At 70.5% G+C, this 17,636-nt stretch carries 16 protein-coding genes; 14 read left to right on the plus strand and 2 right to left on the minus strand.

Annotation, left to right across the window (positions count from 1 at the left end; translation table 11 throughout):
- Nucleotides 1–3 precede the first annotated feature (3 nt).
- From pdxT to PV682_RS09495, 10 genes are all read left to right on the plus strand, one after another.
- Nucleotides 4–609 carry a pyridoxal 5'-phosphate synthase glutaminase subunit PdxT gene (gene pdxT, locus PV682_RS09450; protein WP_319726049.1) on the plus strand — a complete coding sequence of 202 codons (606 nt, stop codon included), beginning with the start codon at nt 4–6 and terminating at the stop codon, nt 607–609.
- A 47-nt stretch (nt 610–656) separates the two neighbouring features.
- Nucleotides 657–1,409, plus strand: a complete 753-nt coding sequence (locus PV682_RS09455) for a YebC/PmpR family DNA-binding transcriptional regulator (protein WP_055722174.1) — start codon at nt 657–659, stop codon at nt 1,407–1,409.
- Between the two features lie 206 nt (nt 1,410–1,615).
- On the plus strand, nt 1,616–2,146 hold the full coding sequence (gene ruvC / locus PV682_RS09460; RefSeq protein ID WP_319726050.1) for a crossover junction endodeoxyribonuclease RuvC: 531 nt from the start codon (nt 1,616–1,618) through the stop codon (nt 2,144–2,146).
- Nucleotides 2,143–2,748: a Holliday junction branch migration protein RuvA gene (gene ruvA, locus PV682_RS09465; protein ID WP_319726051.1), complete on the plus strand. Its 606-nt coding sequence runs from the start codon at nt 2,143–2,145 to the stop codon at nt 2,746–2,748. Before ruvC ends, ruvA begins: the two co-directional genes overlap by 4 nt.
- A 46-nt stretch (nt 2,749–2,794) precedes the next feature.
- The gene (gene ruvB / locus PV682_RS09470; RefSeq protein ID WP_319726052.1) at nt 2,795–3,853 is read left to right on the plus strand and encodes a Holliday junction branch migration DNA helicase RuvB; all 1,059 of its coding nucleotides are present in this window, start codon (nt 2,795–2,797) and stop codon (nt 3,851–3,853) included.
- Nucleotides 3,854–4,066: 213 nt separating this feature from the next.
- Complete coding sequence (yajC, locus tag PV682_RS09475; RefSeq protein WP_319726054.1) at nt 4,067–4,552, plus strand: preprotein translocase subunit YajC; 486 nt, start codon at nt 4,067–4,069, stop codon at nt 4,550–4,552.
- A 137-nt stretch (nt 4,553–4,689) separates the two neighbouring features.
- The gene (gene secD / locus PV682_RS09480) at nt 4,690–6,465 is read left to right on the plus strand and encodes a protein translocase subunit SecD (protein ID WP_319726056.1); all 1,776 of its coding nucleotides are present in this window, start codon (nt 4,690–4,692) and stop codon (nt 6,463–6,465) included.
- A 1-nt stretch (nt 6,466) separates the two neighbouring features.
- Nucleotides 6,467–7,576, plus strand: a complete 1,110-nt coding sequence (gene secF, locus PV682_RS09485) for a protein translocase subunit SecF (RefSeq protein WP_319726057.1) — start codon at nt 6,467–6,469, stop codon at nt 7,574–7,576.
- On the plus strand, nt 7,573–8,112 hold the full coding sequence (locus PV682_RS09490) for an adenine phosphoribosyltransferase (RefSeq protein ID WP_319726059.1): 540 nt from the start codon (nt 7,573–7,575) through the stop codon (nt 8,110–8,112). The genes secF and PV682_RS09490 overlap by 4 nt, the downstream gene beginning before the upstream one ends.
- A 236-nt stretch (nt 8,113–8,348) precedes the next feature.
- Complete coding sequence (locus tag PV682_RS09495) at nt 8,349–10,925, plus strand: RelA/SpoT family protein (protein WP_319726061.1); 2,577 nt, start codon at nt 8,349–8,351, stop codon at nt 10,923–10,925.
- Nucleotides 10,926–10,979: 54 nt separating this feature from the next.
- On the opposite strand, the gene PV682_RS09500 is transcribed toward PV682_RS09495, so the two are convergent.
- Nucleotides 10,980–12,209: a DUF349 domain-containing protein gene (locus PV682_RS09500; protein WP_319726063.1), complete on the minus strand. Its 1,230-nt coding sequence runs from the start codon at nt 12,207–12,209 to the stop codon at nt 10,980–10,982.
- A gap of 146 nt (nt 12,210–12,355) precedes the next feature.
- Entirely contained in the window at nt 12,356–13,183 is an 828-nt protein-coding gene (locus PV682_RS09505) for a peptidylprolyl isomerase (protein ID WP_055720954.1), read from the minus strand.
- Nucleotides 13,184–13,336: 153 nt separating this feature from the next.
- Here PV682_RS09505 and PV682_RS09510 point away from each other — a divergent pair, with 153 nt between their 5' ends.
- From PV682_RS09510 to PV682_RS09525, 4 genes are all read left to right on the plus strand, one after another.
- The gene (locus tag PV682_RS09510; protein WP_319726067.1) at nt 13,337–14,044 is read left to right on the plus strand and encodes an MBL fold metallo-hydrolase; all 708 of its coding nucleotides are present in this window, start codon (nt 13,337–13,339) and stop codon (nt 14,042–14,044) included.
- A 3-nt stretch (nt 14,045–14,047) separates the two neighbouring features.
- Nucleotides 14,048–15,319: a histidine--tRNA ligase gene (hisS, locus tag PV682_RS09515; RefSeq protein WP_319726069.1), complete on the plus strand. Its 1,272-nt coding sequence runs from the start codon at nt 14,048–14,050 to the stop codon at nt 15,317–15,319.
- Between the two features lie 191 nt (nt 15,320–15,510).
- Nucleotides 15,511–16,170, plus strand: a complete 660-nt coding sequence (locus PV682_RS09520; RefSeq protein ID WP_055720957.1) for a vitamin K epoxide reductase family protein — start codon at nt 15,511–15,513, stop codon at nt 16,168–16,170.
- 43 nt (nt 16,171–16,213) lie between these two features.
- Nucleotides 16,214–17,569 carry a replication-associated recombination protein A gene (locus PV682_RS09525; protein ID WP_319726070.1) on the plus strand — a complete coding sequence of 452 codons (1,356 nt, stop codon included), beginning with the start codon at nt 16,214–16,216 and terminating at the stop codon, nt 17,567–17,569.
- Nucleotides 17,570–17,636 lie beyond the last annotated feature (67 nt).

The raw sequence follows: 17,636 nt of genomic DNA on the forward strand, positions 1-17,636 counted from the left end.
CCGATGCCCACTCCCGTGATCGGAGTGCTCGCGCTCCAGGGCGACGTACGCGAACACCTCGTCGCCCTGGCCGCGGCCGACGCCGTGGCCCGCCCGGTCCGCCGCCCCGAGGAGCTCGCCGAGGTCGACGGCCTCGTCCTGCCCGGCGGCGAGTCCACCACCATCTCGAAACTGGCCGTCCTGTTCGGCCTGCTGGAGCCCCTCCGCGCGCGCGTACGCGCGGGGATGCCGGTCTACGGCACCTGCGCGGGCCTCATCCTCCTCGCCGACAAGATCCTCGACCCCCGCTCGGGCCAGGAGACGGTCGGCGGCATCGACATGATCGTCCGCCGCAACGCCTTCGGCCGCCAGAACGAGTCCTTCGAGGCCGAGGTCGCCGTCCGGGGCGTCGACGGCGCCCCCGTGGACGGCGTCTTCATCCGCGCCCCCTGGGTTGAGTCGGTCGGCGCGCGCGTGGAGGTGCTCGCCGAGTACGACGGTCATGTCGTCGCCGTACGCCAGGGCAACGCGCTCGCCACGTCGTTCCACCCCGAGCTGACCGGCGACCACCGCGTGCACGCGCTCTTTGTCGACATGGTGCGCGCGAACCGGGCTGCGGAGTCCTTGTAGGATCTCTGCGTTGGTAGGTAGATGGGTTACGCGAAGGAGACAGGCAGATGTCCGGCCACTCTAAATGGGCTACGACGAAGCACAAGAAGGCCGTGATCGACGCCAAGCGCGGCAAGCTCTTCGCGAAGATGATCAAGAACATCGAGGTCGCGGCGCGTACCGGCGGTGCCGACCCGGCCGGTAACCCGACCCTCTTCGACGCCATCCAGAAGGCCAAGAAGAGCTCGGTCCCCAACAAGAACATCGACTCCGCGGTCAAGCGCGGCGCCGGTCTCGAAGCCGGCGGCGCCGACTACGAGACGATCATGTACGAGGGTTACGGGCCGAACGGCGTCGCGGTGCTCATCGAGTGCCTCACCGACAACCGCAACCGCGCCGCCTCCGACGTCCGCGTCGCGATGACCCGCAACGGCGGCTCCATGGCCGACCCCGGCTCGGTGTCGTACCTCTTCAACCGCAAGGGCGTCATCGTCGTCCCCAAGGGCGAGCTGACCGAGGACGACGTCCTGGGCGCCGTCCTGGACGCGGGCGCGGAAGAGGTCAACGACCTCGGCGAGTCCTTCGAGGTCCTCAGCGAGGCCACCGACCTGGTCGCCGTCCGCACGGCCCTCCAGGACTCCGGCATCGACTACGACTCCGCCGAGGCGAACTTCGTCCCGACCATGCAGGTCGAACTGGACGAGGAGGGTGCCCGCAAGATCTTCAAGCTGATCGACGCCCTCGAGGACAGCGACGACGTGCAGAACGTGTTCGCGAACTTCGACGTCTCGGACGACGTCATGGCCGCGGTAGACGCCTGACGCTGCCGCGGGCTGAGCTGTTTCGGCGGGCCGGATGGGACACGTCCCACCGGCCCGCCGTCGTTGTCGGTGGCAGCGGCTAGCCTGGCGTCATTCATGGATCACCGTCCACGGGCCGCAACCATCGATTGAGGAACCACGACGGTGCTCAACCAGGTCCGCGAGAGCGGCGGCGGTTTAGCCGCAAAAGGGGGAGGGAGGGCGGTGTGCGGGTACTCGGGGTCGACCCCGGACTGACCCGGTGCGGTGTGGGGGTGGTCGAAGGCGTTGCCGGGCGGCCGTTGACCATGGTCGGCGTCGGGGTCGTCCGCACGCCCGCCGACGCCGAGTTGAGCCACCGCCTCCTCGCCGTCGAGCAGGGCATCGAGCGGTGGCTCGACGAACACCGGCCCCAATTCGTCGCCGTGGAGCGCGTGTTCAGCCAGCACAACGTCCGCACCGTGATGGGCACCGCGCAGGCCAGCGCCGTCGCCATGCTGTGCGCCGCCCGCCGCGGCATCCCCGTCGCGCTGCACACGCCCAGCGAGGTCAAGGCCGCCGTCACCGGCAGCGGGCGCGCGGACAAGGCGCAGGTCGGCGCGATGGTGACGCGTCTGCTGCGGCTCGACGCGCCCCCGAAACCCGCCGACGCGGCCGACGCCCTCGCCCTCGCCATCTGCCACATCTGGCGCGCCCCCGCCCAGAACCGACTCCAGCAGGCCGTCGCCCTGCACACCTCGAAAGGCCGTACGACATGATCGCCTTCGTCAGCGGCACGGTCGCCGCCCTCGCCCCCGACGCGGCCGTGGTCGAGGTCGGCGGGGTCGGGATGGCCGTCCAGTGCGCGCCGAACACGCTCGCGGGCCTGCGGATCGGGCAGCCCGCCAAGCTCTCGACGTCCCTCGTCGTGCGCGAGGACTCCCTCACGCTGTACGGATTCGTGGACGACGACGAACGCCAGGTGTTCGAACTGCTCCAGACGGCGAGCGGGGTCGGGCCGAGGCTCGCGCAGGCGATGCTCGCGGTCCACACGCCCGACGCGTTGCGCAGAGCGGTGGCGACGGGGGACGAGAAGGCCCTGATCGCCGTACCCGGCATCGGCAAGAAGGGCGCGCAGAAACTGCTGATCGAACTGAAGGACAGGCTGGGCGAGCCGGTCGGTTCGCCGGCGGTCGGGGCGCCGGTGTCCCTGGGCTGGCGGGATCAACTTCACGCGGCGCTGCTGGGGCTGGGGTACGCGACCCGCGAGGCCGACGAGGCGGTGGCGGCGGTGACACCGCAGGCGGAGGCGGCCGAAGGCACGCCGCAGGTGGGCCAGTTGCTGAAGGCGGCGCTGCGCTCCCTGAACAGGGCCAGGTAGAACGCCCTTCACGTACATCGACCCCCCAACCCCTGAGGCGCACGAAATGAACTGGGACGACACGACCGACGAAGACCGCCTCGTCGGCGCGTCAGCGGACCGCGAGGACCAAGCCGTAGAGGCCGCCCTCCGGCCCAAGGACCTGGGCGAGTTCATCGGCCAGGAGAAGGTCAGGGAACAGCTGGACCTCGTCCTCAGGGCGGCCCGCGCGCGCGGCGCGACCGCCGACCACGTCCTCCTCTCCGGCGCGCCCGGCCTCGGCAAGACCACGCTGTCGATGATCATCGCGGCGGAGATGGGCGCGCCCATCCGCATCACCAGCGGCCCGGCGATCCAGCACGCGGGCGACCTCGCCGCGATCCTCTCCTCGCTCCAGGAGGGCGAGGTGCTGTTCCTCGACGAGATCCACCGGATGTCGAGGCCGGCGGAGGAGATGCTGTACATGGCGATGGAGGACTTCCGGGTCGACGTGATCGTCGGCAAGGGCCCCGGCGCGACGGCGATCCCCCTGGAACTCCCGCCGTTCACGCTGGTCGGCGCGACCACCCGGGCCGGCCTCCTCCCGCCGCCCCTGCGGGACCGCTTCGGCTTCACCGCGCACATGGAGTTCTACGAACCGGCCGAACTCCAGCGCGTCGTCCACCGCTCGGCCGACCTCCTGGACGTGGAGATCGACCCGGCGGGCGCGGCGGAGATCGCCGGCCGCTCCCGGGGCACCCCGCGTATCGCCAACCGCCTCCTGCGCCGGGTCCGCGACTACGCCCAGGTCAAGGCGGACGGCCTGATCACGAGGGACATCGCGGGCGCGGCCCTGAAGGTGTACGAGGTGGACGGCCGGGGCCTGGACCGCCTCGACCGCGCGGTCCTGGAGGCCCTCCTGAAACTCTTCGGCGGCGGCCCGGTGGGCCTGTCGACCCTGGCCGTCGCGGTGGGCGAGGAACGCGAGACGGTGGAGGAGGTGGCCGAGCCCTTCCTGGTCCGCGAGGGCCTGCTGGCCCGCACCCCCCGGGGCCGCGTGGCGACCCCCGCGGCCTGGACCCACCTCGGCCTGACCCCGCCCGGCCGGCCCCAGGGCGGCGGCCAGCAGGACCTGTTCGGCGCCTGACCCCCCCCGCCCCGCGCCACATCACGGCAAAGACACGGCCCGGTCACCGGTGGAGGTATTGGCCGGGTAAGGAACCCAGGTGCCATGCTGAACGTTGTTCCCTGTACGCGGACTCGCTTAGACTCCGCCGATGCCGCCCTTGTCGGCGGCATTCACAGATCCCATCCATCAGGCCGCTCAGCAGACGCGGTCGTGTGAAGGAAGTTCCGACCCGTGAGTCTCGTGACCCTCCTCCCGTTCATCGTGCTCATCGGGGCCATGTTCCTGATGACCCGGTCGGCCAAGAAGAAGCAGCAGCAAGCGGCCGACATGCGGAACCAGATGCAGCCCGGCAGTGGCGTCCGCACGATCGGGGGGATGTACGCGACGGTCAAGGAGTCCAACGAGGACACGGTCCTCCTGGACGCCGGCCCGGGCGTGGAACTGCTCTTCGCGAAGAACGCCATCGGCGCCGTACTGACGGACGAGGAGTACAACCGCATCGTCCACGGCATCGAGGCCGACCTGAAGTCCGACTCCGACATCGTTCCGGACGACGCCTCCTCCCTCACCGAGACCGCCGAGACCGCCGACGCCGACGAGCCTTCCGACGCTGCCGCCGCCTCCGACGACAAGCCCGTCGACCTCGGCAAGAAGGACGAGCCCGAGAACGACGAGGAGCCGAAGAAGACCGACGGCGAGTCCGACGCGAAGAAGTAGTCACGCCCCCGGGGCGCGCGGGCCGCTCCCGCGCCTCCCGGGGTGTGCGCTTCTCGCGGGGGATTCCCGACACCAGTCATGGCAGCCGCGCCACGCCGACCAGGGCGTGCGGGCGGCCCGAGAGGGAGTACGAGAAGGTGGCAGCACCTAAAAAGGGCAGGAGCGCGAGCGCCCAGAGCAAGCCGGGGCGCTCGCTGGCCCTGATCCTGATCGCCATCGTGGGCCTCACGGGCGGCATGTTCGCCACCGGGGACACCACGCCGCGCCTGGGCATCGACCTGGCCGGCGGCACGAGCATCACGCTGGAGGCCAAGGCCGACCAGGGCTCGGCGATCAACAAGGCGAACATGGACACCGCGGTCGACATCATGAACCGCCGTGTCAATGGTCTGGGCGTGTCCGAGGCGGAGGTGCAGACCCAGGGCAACTCCAACATCATCGTGAACATCCCCAAGGGCACCAACTCCGAGGAAGCCCGAGCCCAGGTCGGTACGACCGCCAAGCTGTACTTCCGCCCGGTCCTGGCCCAGGAGGCCACCGGCGCCGCGGCGGCCCCGTCCCCGAGCCCCTCGGCGTCGCCCAGCGGCAGCCCGAGCCCCTCGGCATCCCCCTCGTCCAGCGCCTCCACCGGCGAGAAGGCGAGCTCCTCGCCGTCCCCGTCGACGTCCTCGACGACCCAGGGCCGCGCGGTCACCGACTCCCTGCGCGCCGACGGCACCCCGTCGCCGTCCGCGTCCGCGAAGGAGTCCCCGGCCCCGGCGGCCAGCCCCTCCCCGGGCGCGGCCACCGGTGACACCGCCAAGCTCCAGGCCGCGTACGCCGCCCTGGACTGCTCGAAGCCCGAGCAGCGCGCCAAGGCAGGCGAGGGCGCCAAGCCCACCGACACGATCGTGGCCTGCGGCGAGATCAGCAAGGTCTGGTACAAGTACCTGCTCGGCCCGGCGGCCGTCGACGGCACCGACGTGAAGAAGGCCGACGCGGTCATCGACACCCAGGGTGCCGGCGGCTGGCAGGTCACGATGAACTTCACCGGCGGGGGCGCCAAGAAGTTCGCCGACATCACCGGCAAGCTCGCGCAGAACCAGCAGCCGCAGAACGAGTTCGGCATCGTCCTCGACGGCGAGGTCGTCTCCAGCCCCTACGTCCAGTCCGCGATCACCGGCGGCCAGGCGCAGATCTCCGGCTCCTTCACCTCGGAGGAGGCGCAGAGCCTCGCGAACATGCTGTCGTACGGCGCGCTCCCGCTCTCCTTCAAGGAGCAGAGCGTCACCACAGTGACGGCCGCGCTCGGCGGTGAGCAGCTGCACGCCGGTCTGCTGGCCGGCGCCATCGGCCTCGCGCTCGTCGTGCTCTACCTGATCGCCTTCTACCGCGGCCTGTCGCTCATCGCGATCGCCTCGCTGCTGGTCTCGGCGGCGCTCACCTACCTGCTGATGTCGCTCCTCGGCCCGGCCATCGGCTTCGCGCTGAACCTGCCGGCCGTCTGCGGCGCGATCGTCGCCATCGGTATCACGGCGGACTCGTTCATCGTGTACTTCGAACGCATCCGCGACGAGGTCCGCGAGGGCCGCTCGCTGCGCCCCGCCGTCGAGCGGGCCTGGCCGCGCGCCCGGCGCACCATCCTGGTCTCCGACTTCGTGTCGTTCCTGGCCGCCGCGGTCCTGTTCGTCGTCACCGTCGGCAAGGTCCAGGGCTTCGCCTTCACCCTCGGTCTGACCACCGTCCTCGACGTCGTCGTGGTGTTCTTCTTCACCAAGCCGCTGATGACGATCGTCGCGCGGACCAAGTTCTTCGGCGGCGGCCACAAGTGGTCCGGCCTCGACCCGAAGGGCCTGGGCGCCCACCCGCCGCTGCGCCGCACCCGCCGTCCCTCCGGCCCGCTCGCCGGCCCCGTAGACCCGAAGGAGGCGTGAGATGTCGAAACTCGGGAACATCGGCGCCCGGCTGCACCGCGGTGAGATCTCCTACGACTTCATCGGCCACCGCAAGATCTGGTACGGCGTCTCGATCCTGATCACCATCACGGCGATCGTCGGCCTCGCGGTGCGCGGCCTGAACATGGGCATCGACTTCCAGGGCGGCGCGGTCTTCACCACCCCGAAGACGAGCGTCTCCGTCTCGCAGGCGGAGGACTACGCCAAGGATGCCTCCGGCCACGACGCGGTCGTGCAGAAGCTCGGCAACGGCTCGCTGCGCATCCAGATCGCCGGCATGGACACCCAGCAGTCCGACCAGATCAAGAACAAGCTGGCCGCCGACTTCAAGGTCGACACCGAGAAGATCGCCGCCGACCTGGTCGGCCCGAGCTGGGGCGACCAGATCGCCAACAAGGCCTGGCAGGGCCTCGCGATCTTCATGGTCCTCGTCGTGATCTACCTGGCGATCGCCTTCGAGTGGCGGATGGCCATCGCGGCCCTCGTCGCCCTGATCCACGACATCACGATCACCGTCGGCATCTACGCCCTCGTCGGCTTCGAGGTCACGCCCGGTACGGTCATCGGTCTGCTGACGATCCTCGGGTACTCGCTGTACGACACGGTCGTCGTCTTCGACTCGCTCAAGGAGCAGACGAAGGACATCACCAAGCAGACGAAGTCGACGTACAGCGACATCGCGAACCACTCCATCAACGGCACGCTGGTCCGCTCGGTCAACACGACCGTCGTGGCCCTGCTCCCGGTCGCCGGGCTGCTGTTCATCGGCGGTGGCTTCCTCGGCGCGGGCACGCTCAACGACATCTCCCTGTCGCTGTTCGTCGGCCTCGCGGCCGGCGCGTACTCGTCGATCTTCATCGCCACCCCGCTGGTCGCCGACCTCAAGGAGCGCGAGCCGCAGATCAAGGCCCTGCGCAAGCGGGTCCTCGCCAAGCGCTCGCAGGCCGCCACCGAGGTGGAGCAGCCCCAGGAGGCGAGCAGCGAGGGGGCCGAAGAGTACGACGACGACGCCGCGGCTGTCGTCGGCCCCCGCAACCAGCCCGCGTCCCGTGGCCGTGGCCGCGGCCGACCTTCCGGGAAGCGCCGGTGACCGACATCAAGGAGCTGCTCCTCAGCCGTATCCGTGACGTCGCGGACTACCCCGAGCCCGGCGTGATGTTCAAGGACATCACCCCGCTGCTCGCGGACCCGGCCGCGTTCACGGCGCTCACCGACGCGTTCGCCGAGATCGCGGTGCGCACCGGGGCCACGAAGATCGTCGGCCTCGAAGCGCGCGGCTTCATCCTCGGCGCACCCGTCTCCGTCCGCGCGGGCCTCGGCTTCGTCCCGGTCCGCAAGGCCGGCAAGCTCCCCGGCGCCACCCTCTCCCAGTCGTACGACCTGGAGTACGGCTCGGCGGAGATCGAGATCCACGCCGAGGACCTCACGCCCGAGGACCGCATCCTCATCGTGGACGACGTCCTCGCGACCGGCGGCACGGCGGAGGCGGCGATCCAGCTGATCCACCGCGCCGGCGCCCAGGTCTCCGGGGTGGCGATCCTGATGGAACTGACGTTCCTGAACGGCCGCCCGCGCCTGGAGTCCGCCCTCGACGGCGCTCCCGTGGAGTCGCTGCTCACCGTCTGAGCACCGCGGAAGGCGGGCCCGGGGTCTCCCGGGCCCGCCTTCCGCGTACGCATGGCCGAAACACGTCCCTGCCCCCGTTCCCCCGCGTACGCCTGCGGGGAAGCCCCTGTCCACCCCTCGTGTTCCTCCCGTGTACGGCTCTCACAGGCGGCTGGAGGCGATGCCGGGGCGCGGGATCGCTACGATGGGGGCTCCGGAGCCTGACCGGGGACCCGGATCGCGCACGAGGAGTCCTCTTGCCAGACGAGGCCCAGCACCTGACCGCCGCCAAGCCCGAGAGTGGTTCGGGGCCCGCGTCGCGTGGCCAGAACGGCACCGCCGCGCCGGTGGAGCACGACCGTACGGCGCCCGCCGACCGCCAGCCCGAGCAGCCGCGCCCCAAGCCGGCCCCGCCCGAGCGCCCGGCGTCCGCGCCCGCCCCGGCCCCCGCCTCCGGCCCGGCGCCCGCGCCCGGCGGCCCCGCGCCCGCCCCGGCCGCCGCCCGCCCCGCCGCGGCCCCCCAGCCCGCCCGCACCGGCTCCTCGAACCGGGTCCGCGCCCGCCTGGCCCGCCTCGGCGTCCAGCGCGCGAACCCGTACAACCCGGTGCTGGAACCGCTCCTGCGGATAGTCCGCAGCAACGACCCGAAGACCGAGACGGCGACGCTGCGCCAGATCGAGCGGGCCTACCAGGTCGCCGAGCGCTGGCACCGCGGCCAGAAGCGCAAGAGCGGCGACCCGTACATCACCCACCCCCTCGCGGTGACGACGATCCTCGCCGAACTGGGCATGGATCCGGCCACCCTGATGGCGGGCCTGCTGCACGACACCGTCGAGGACACCGAGTACGGCCTCGACGACCTGCGCCGTGACTTCGGCGACGTCGTCGCGCTCCTCGTCGACGGCGTCACCAAGCTCGACAAGGTCAAGTTCGGCGAGGCCGCGCAGGCCGAGACCGTCCGCAAGATGGTCGTCGCCATGGCCAAGGACCCGCGCGTCCTGGTCATCAAGCTCGCCGACCGCCTGCACAACATGCGCACGATGCGCTACCTCAAGCGCGAGAAGCAGGAGAAGAAGGCGCGCGAGACCCTGGAGATCTACGCGCCGCTCGCCCACCGCCTGGGCATGAACACCATCAAGTGGGAACTGGAGGACCTCGCGTTCGCGATCCTCTACCCCAAGATGTACGACGAGATCGTCCGCCTGGTCGCCGAGCGCGCCCCCAAGCGCGACGAGTACCTGGCCATAGTGACCGACGAGGTCCAGTCCGACCTGCGCGCCGCCCGCATCAAGGCGACCGTCACCGGCCGGCCGAAGCACTACTACTCCGTCTACCAGAAGATGATCGTACGAGGCCGCGACTTCGCGGAGATCTACGACCTGGTGGGCATCCGCGTCCTCGTGGACACCGTCCGCGACTGCTACGCGGCCCTCGGCACCGTCCACGCGCGATGGAACCCGGTCCCCGGCCGGTTCAAGGACTACATCGCGATGCCCAAGTTCAACATGTACCAGTCGCTGCACACGACGGTCATCGGCCCCAACGGCAAGCCCGTCGAACTCCAGATCCGCACGTTCGACATGCACCGCCGCGCCGAGTACGGCATCGCCGCGCACTGGAAGTACAAGCAGGAGGCCGTGGCCGGCGCCTCCAAGGTCCGCACCGACGCCCCGAAGGCCGCCGGCAAGGACAAGGACGCCATCAACGACATGGCGTGGCTGCGCCAGCTCCTCGACTGGCAGAAGGAGACCGAGGACCCCAGCGAGTTCCTGGAGTCCCTGCGCTTCGACCTCTCCCGCAACGAGGTCTTCGTCTTCACCCCCAAGGGCGACGTCATCGCGCTCCCGGCGGGCGCCACCCCGGTCGACTTCGCGTACGCCGTCCACACGGAGGTCGGGCACCGCACGATAGGAGCGAGAGTCAACGGCCGGCTCGTGCCGCTCGAATCGACCCTCGACAACGGCGACCTCGTCGAGGTCTTCACCTCCAAGGCGGCCGGCGCCGGGCCCTCGCGCGACTGGCTCGGCTTCGTCAAGTCACCGCGCGCCCGCAACAAGATCCGCGCCTGGTTCTCCAAGGAGCGCCGCGACGAGGCGATCGAGCAGGGCAAGGACTCCATCGCCCGCGCGATGCGCAAGCAGAACCTGCCGATCCAGCGCATCCTCACCGGCGACTCCCTGGTCACCCTGGCCCACGAGATGCGCTACCCCGACATCTCGTCCCTGTACGCCGCGATCGGCGAGGGCCATGTCGCGGCGCAGGGCGTCGTCCAGAAACTCGTCCAGGCGCTCGGCGGGGAGGAGGCGGCCACCGAGGAGATCGACGAGGCGGTACCGCCGTCCCGCACCCGGGGCCGTAAGCGGCGCAGCAACAACGACCCCGGTGTGGTCGTCAAGGGCGTCGACGACGTGTGGGTCAAGCTGGCCCGCTGCTGCACGCCCGTACCGGGCGACCCGATCATCGGGTTCGTCACCCGGGGTAGTGGCGTATCGGTTCACCGCAGCGACTGCGTCAACGTGGAGTCACTCTCCCGCGAGCCCGAGCGCATCCTCGACGTCGAGTGGGCGCCCACCCAGTCCTCGGTGTTCCTGGTCGCCATCCAGGTCGAGGCCCTCGACCGCTCCCGGCTCCTGTCGGACGTCACCCGCGTCCTGTCCGACCAGCACGTCAACATCCTCTCCGCGGCCGTCCAGACGTCCCGCGACCGCGTCGCCACCTCCCGCTTCACCTTCGAGATGGGCGACCCGAAACACCTCGGGCACGTCCTGAAGGCCGTGCGGGGCGTGGAGGGCGTGTACGACGTGTACCGGGTGACGTCGGCCAGACGCCCGTAGGGCGCACGGAAAGAGGGCCCCGCGTACGGGGCCCTCTTCAGCGTCCGGAAAAACTCAGCCGCCGAACTCCTGAAGCCCCTTCAGCGCCTGGTCCAGCAGCGCCTGGCGGCCCTCCAGCTCGCGCTCCAGCTTGTCCGCGCGGGAGTTGTTGCCCTGCGCGCGAGCCGTCTCGATCTGGCCCTTCAGCTTGTCGACGGCGGCCTGGAGCTGGCCGGTGAGACCGGCGGCACGCGCACGCGCCTCCGGGTTCGTCCGGCGCCACTCGGTCTCCTCGGCGTCCTGGAGGGCGCGCTCGACCGTGTGCATCCGGCCCTCGACCTTCGGGCGGGCGTCGCGCGGGACGTGGCCGATGGCCTCCCAGCGCTCGTTGATCGCGCGGAACGCCGCACGCGCCGACTTCAGGTCGCCGATCGGCAGGAGCTTCTCGGCCTCCTCGGCCAGCTCCTCCTTCAGCTTGAGGTTCTCCGTCTGCTCGGCGTCCCGCTCCGCGAAGACCCCGCTGCGCGCCGCGAAGAACACGTCCTGGGCGCCGCGGAAGCGGTTCCACAGGTCGTCCTCGTGCTCGCGCTGGGCGCGGCCCGCGGCCTTCCAGTCCGCCATCAGCTCGCGGTAGCGGGCCGCCGTCGGACCCCAGTCCTGGGACGACGACAGCGACTCGGCCTCCGCGACCAGCCGCTCCTTGATCCGGCGGGCGTCCTCGCGCTGCGCGTCGAGCTGCGCGAAGTGCGCCTTGCGCCGCTTGGAGAACGCCGAGCGGGCGTGCGAGAAGCGGTGCCACAGCTCGTCGTCCGACTTGCGGTCCAGGCGCGGCAGGCCCTTCCACGTGTCCACCAGCGCCCGCAGCCGCTCGCCGGCCGCCCGCCACTGGTCGGACTGCGCGAGCTGCTCCGCCTCCGCGACCAGCTCCTCCTTGGCCTTGCGGGCCTCCTCGGACTGCTTGGCGCGCTGCTGCTTGCGCTCCTCGCGCCGCGACTCGACCGAGGACACCAGCGCGTCCAGCCGCTCCCGCAGCGAGGCCAGGTCACCGACCGCGTGATGCGCGTCGACCTGCTCGCGCAGGTGGTCGATCGCCAGCTGGGCGTCCTTGGCCGACAGGTCGGTGGTGCGCACGCGCTTCTCCAGGAGGCCGATCTCGACCACCAGGCCCTCGTACTTGCGCTCGAAGTAGGCCAGCGCCTCCTCGGGAGAGCCGGCCTGCCAGGAACCGACGACCTGCTCGCCGTCGGCCGTACGCACGTACACGGTCCCCGTCTCGTCGACGCGGCCCCACGGGTCGCTGCTCACAGCGCCTCCTCCACATGATGCCTGCGCGAGGCTCGCCGGCCCCCGGGCATCGTCCACAGTTTCGTCTTGGCCAACATAGGCGACCGGCGGTGTGCCTGTCCGCATCCAGCGCGACCGAAATTACGCTGGCCGCCGCCCCGGATTCGTCAGGACTTCGCGACCGTCGCCTTGTCGATCACGACCGTCGCGTTCGGGGCCGTGTTGCCCGTCGTCGGGTCCGCGGCCTGCGCTCCCGCGGCGGCGATCTTCTTCAGGACCTTCATCCCGTCGGCCGACACCGTACCGAACGGCGTGTACTGCGGCGGGAGCTGGCTGTCCTGGTAGACGAGGAAGAACTGGCTGCCGCCGGTGTGCGGCTGGCCGGTGTTCGCCATCGCGACCGTGCCCGCCGGGTAGATGCCGTTCTTCAGCGAGGTGTCCTTCAGGTTCTCGTCCGGGATCGTGTACCCGGGACCGCCCGAGCCCTTCGCGGTCGGGTCGCCGCACTGGAGGACGTAGATGCCCTCGGTGGTGAGCCGGTGGCACCTGGTGTGGTCGAAGTAGCCCTTGCCGGCCAGGAAGTCGAAGGAGTTCACGGTCTGCGGGGCCGCCGACGCCTTGAGGTCGATGCCGATCTCACCGCAGGTCGTGTCGAGCGTCATCGTGTACTTCGCCGACTTGTCGATCGCGAGCTTCGGCTCGGTCTTCCACGTCTCCGTCTTGACCGACCCCGCCGCCGGCTTCCCGCACGGGTCCGGTCCCTTGCTCGGCTGCGGCGACGGGGAGGCGGCCACGTCGTCCGACTTCTTCGTGCCGTCGTCCTCGAACGCGCCCGTCGCGTAGAGCGCGGCGCTCCCGATCACGACCACACCGAGCGCCGACGCGATCACCGAGTTGCGCATCCGTGCCTTGCGCCGGGCGGCGGTGCGCCGTTGCTGCTGCCGCAAGAACTTCTCCCGCGCGAGCTGCCGCTTCCGCTGTTCCTGGGTGACCACCGGTCTTCTCCTCGTGCCGTCTCGTACGCCGGTTCGCGCTGCGTGTGCCCCGTACCGTATATGGGTTCGCTGAGGAATCGGCAGCGCCGGTAGGCTCTGACGTGGGTCGCGCTGTGCGCAAGCCCCCCGTATCGAGACAAACGAAGGACGATCGTGCTCATTGCCGGGTTCCCCGCCGGAGCCTGGGGGACGAACTGTTATCTCGTCGCCCCGGCCGCCGGTGAGGAGTGCGTGATCATCGACCCGGGCCACGAGGCGGCCCCCGGAGTCGAGGAGACGCTCGCCAAACATCGGCTCAAGCCCGTCGCCGTCGTCCTCACCCACGGTCACCTCGACCACGTGGCCTCGGTCGTCCCGGTGTGCGGCGCGCACGACGTGCCCGCCTGGATCCACCCCGAGGACCGCTACATGATGAGCGACCCCGAGAAGGCCCTCGGCCGGTCCATCGGGATGCCGCTGCTGGGCGAGCTGACCATCGGGGAGCCGGACGACGTCCGCGAACTCACCGACGGGGCGCGGCTGGAACTGGCAGGTCTGGAACTCACCGTCGCGCACGCGCCGGGCCATACCAAGGGGTCGGTGACGTTCCGGCTCCCGGAGGCCGCCGACATCCCGCCGGTGTTCTTCTCCGGGGACCTGCTCTTCGCCGGCTCCATCGGACGCACCGACCTGCCCGGCGGCTCCATGGACGACATGCTCGCCTCCCTGGCGCGCGTGTGCCTGCCGCTCGACGACTCCACCGTGGTCCTGTCCGGACACGGCCCCCAGACCACCATCGGCCGCGAACGCGCCACCAACGCCTACCTGAGGCAGGTGGCCGACGGCCAGGGAGCGCCCGGCGCCCCCCGACGAGGAATGTGACGAGTGAGTACCTTCCAGGCCCCCAAGGGCACGTACGACCTTCTGCCGCCCAGCTCCGCCGCCTTCCTCGCGATCCGCGAGGCCCTCGCCGCACCGCTGCGCGTCTCCGGCTACGAGTACATCGAGACCCCCGGCTTCGAGAACGTCGAACTCTTCGCGCGCGGCGTCGGCGAGTCCACCGACATCGTCACCAAGGAGATGTACGCCTTCGAGACCAAGGGCGGCGACCGGCTCGCACTGCGCCCCGAAGGCACCGCCTCCACCCTGCGCGCCACGCTGGAGGCCAACCTCCACAAGGCCGGCAACCTGCCCGTCAAGCTCTGGTACTCGGGCTCGTACTACCGCTACGAGCGCCCCCAGAAGGGCCGTTACCGCCACTTCTCCCAGATCGGCGCCGAGGCGATCGGCGCGGAGGACCCCGCCCTCGACGCCGAGCTGATCGTCCTCGCCGACCAGGCGTACCGCTCGCTGGGCCTCAGTGACTTCCGCATCCTGCTGAACTCCCTGGGCGACAAGGAGTGCCGCCCCGTCTACCGCGAGGCCCTCCAGACGTTCCTGCGCGGCCTCGACCTCGACGAGGAGACCCTGCGCCGCGCCGAGATCAACCCGCTGCGCGTCCTCGACGACAAGCGGGCCGACGTCCAGAAGCAGCTCGCGGACGCCCCGCTCCTCGTGGACTACCTGTGCGACGCGTGCAAGGCGTACCACGAGGAGGTCCGCGCACTCCTGAGCGCCGAGGGCGTCGTCTTCGAGGACGACCCGAAGCTGGTCCGCGGCCTCGACTACTACATGCGCACGACCTTCGAGTTCGTCCACGACGGCCTCGGCGCGCAGTCGGCGGTCGGCGGCGGCGGACGCTACGACGGCCTCTCCGAGATGCTCGGCGGCCCCGCCCTCCCGTCCATCGGCTGGGCCCTCGGCGTCGACCGCACGGTCCTCGCCCTGGAGGCGGAAGGCATCGTCCTCGACCTCCCGGCCGTGACCTCGGTCTACGCCGTCCCGCTCGGCGAGGAGGCCCGCCGCGTCCTCTTCGGCAAGGTCGCCGAGCTCCGCAGGGCCGGCGTCGCCGCCGACTTCGCGTTCGGCAACAAGGGCCTCAAGGGCGCCATGAAGAACGCCAACCGCTCCGGCGCCCGCTACACGCTGGTCGCGGGGGAGCGGGACCTCGCGGAGGGCGTCGTCCAGCTCAAGGACATGGAGTCGGGGGAGCAGACGGCGGTCGCCGTGGACCAGATCGTGGCGGAGCTGACGTCGCGGCTCACACCGTCTTCCTAACCGTCAACACGACAAGGCCGGAATCGTCCTCACGGGCGATTCCGGCCTCGCCGTTTCCGGGCCGGTCACCTGTCCTGAACAGGCTTCCGACAGGGCGTCCTTATGTCCATCGAACGGTGGACGACGGGACAGGTGCGGCAGAATGACCGCTGTCAGAAGTACGTCCCCTCTCGACTTGACGGATCGGCGTGATGAGCAAGACGACAGTCAAAGAGGTCTCCATGGACCACGAGCCGGAGCGCGCCACCGCCGACGCGTCCCGAGCGGTGGGCGGCAGCAGGGCGTTCGCGCTGATGCTGGTGATCACGGGCGCTGCGGGGCTGCTCGCCGCCTGGGTCATCACCATCGACAAGTTCAAGCTGCTCGAAGCGAAGGTCGAGGGGAAGACGTTCGTCCCCGGGTGCAGCCTCAACCCGGTCGTCTCCTGCGGCAGCGTCATGGAGTCCAAGCAGGCCGCAGCCTTCGGGTTCCCCAACCCGATGCTCGGACTGGTCTGCTACGGCATCGTCATCGCCGTCGGCATGAGCCTGCTGGGCCGCGCCCGGTTCCCCCGCTGGTACTGGCTCACCTTCAACTTCGGCACGCTGTTCGGGGTCGGGTTCTGCACGTGGCTCCAGTTCCAGTCGCTGTACCGGATCAACGCGCTGTGCCTGTGGTGCTCGCTGGCCTGGGTCGCGACGATCATCATGTTCTGGTACGTGACGTCGTTCAATGTCAGGAACGGCTTCCTGCCCGGGCCGGCCTGGCTGAAGAGCTTCTTCGGCGAGTTCACGTGGGTGCTGCCGGCCGTGCACATCGGGATCATCGGCATGCTGATCCTGACCCGCTGGTGGGACTTCTGGACCAGCTGACGCTCCTCACGGGATTGTCAGTGCCGTGACTTAGGGTTTCCGTGTGGAGCCCGATCTGTTCACCGCAGCCGCCGAAGACCGCCAGGAGAAGGACCCGACGGGGAGCCCCCTGGCGGTGAGGATGCGCCCGCGCACGCTCGACGAGGTCGCGGGCCAGCAGCACCTCCTCAAGCCCGGCTCGCCGCTGCGCCGCCTGGTCGGCGAGGGCGCGGGCGGTCCGGCCGGAGTCTCCTCGGTGATCCTCTGGGGCCCGCCCGGCACGGGCAAGACGACCCTCGCGTACGTCGTCTCGAAGGCCACCAACAAGCGGTTCGTGGAGCTGTCGGCGATCACCGCCGGCGTCAAGGAGGTCCGCGCGGTCATCGACGGCGCGCGCCGCGCGAGCGGGGGATACGGCAAGGAGACCGTCCTCTTCCTCGACGAGATCCACCGCTTCAGCAAGGCCCAGCAGGACTCCCTCCTCCCCGCCGTCGAGAACCGCTGGGTCACCCTCATCGCGGCGACCACCGAGAACCCGTACTTCTCGGTCATCTCCCCCCTCCTGTCCCGCTCCCTCCTCCTCACCCTCGAACCCCTCACGGACGACGACCTGCGCGGCCTCCTGCGCCGGGCCGTCACCGACGACCGCGGCCTGAAATCCGCCGTCACCCTCCCCGAGGACACCGAGGACCACCTCCTGCGCATCGCCGGAGGCGACGCCCGCCGCGCCCTCACCGCCCTGGAGGCCGCCGCCGGAGCCGCCCTCGACCAGGCGGAGACCGAGATCACCCTCGCGACCCTGGAGCAGACCGTCGACCGCGCGGCGGTCACGTACGACCGCGACGGCGACCAGCACTACGACGTCGCCAGCGCCCTCATCAAGTCCATCCGCGGCTCCGACGTGGACGCCGCCCTGCACTACCTGGCCCGCATGATCGAGGCCGGCGAGGACCCCCGCTTCATCGCCCGCCGCCTGATGATCTCGGCCAGCGAGGACATCGGCCTCGCCGACCCGAACGCCCTGCCCATAGCCGTAGCGGCAGCGCAGGCCGTCGCCATGATCGGCTTCCCCGAGGCCGCCCTCACCCTCAGCCACGCCACCATCGCCCTCGCCCTCGCGCCCAAGTCCAACGCGGCGACGACCGCGATCGGCGCCGCCCTGGAGGACGTCCGCAAGGGCCTGGCCGGACCGGTCCCCATGCACCTGCGCGACGGCCACTACAAGGGCGCCGCCAAGCTGGGGCACGCGCAGGGGTACGTCTACCCGCACGACATCCCCGAGGGCATCGCCGAGCAGCAGTACGCCCCGGACCAGATCAAGGACCGCGAGTACTACACGCCCACCCGGCACGGCGCGGAGGCGCGGTACGCGGACGCCGTCGAGTGGACCAGGAAGCACCTCGGTCGCAAGCGGTCCTGAGCGCCCTGTAGACTCGCCCGAAGTGCCGTGTCCCGCGCTGTCAGAGCGGGACGACCGGCCGGAACCC

The sequence above is a fragment of the Streptomyces niveiscabiei genome (assembly GCF_033794345.1).
Taxonomy (GTDB): domain Bacteria; phylum Actinomycetota; class Actinomycetes; order Streptomycetales; family Streptomycetaceae; genus Streptomyces; species Streptomyces niveiscabiei.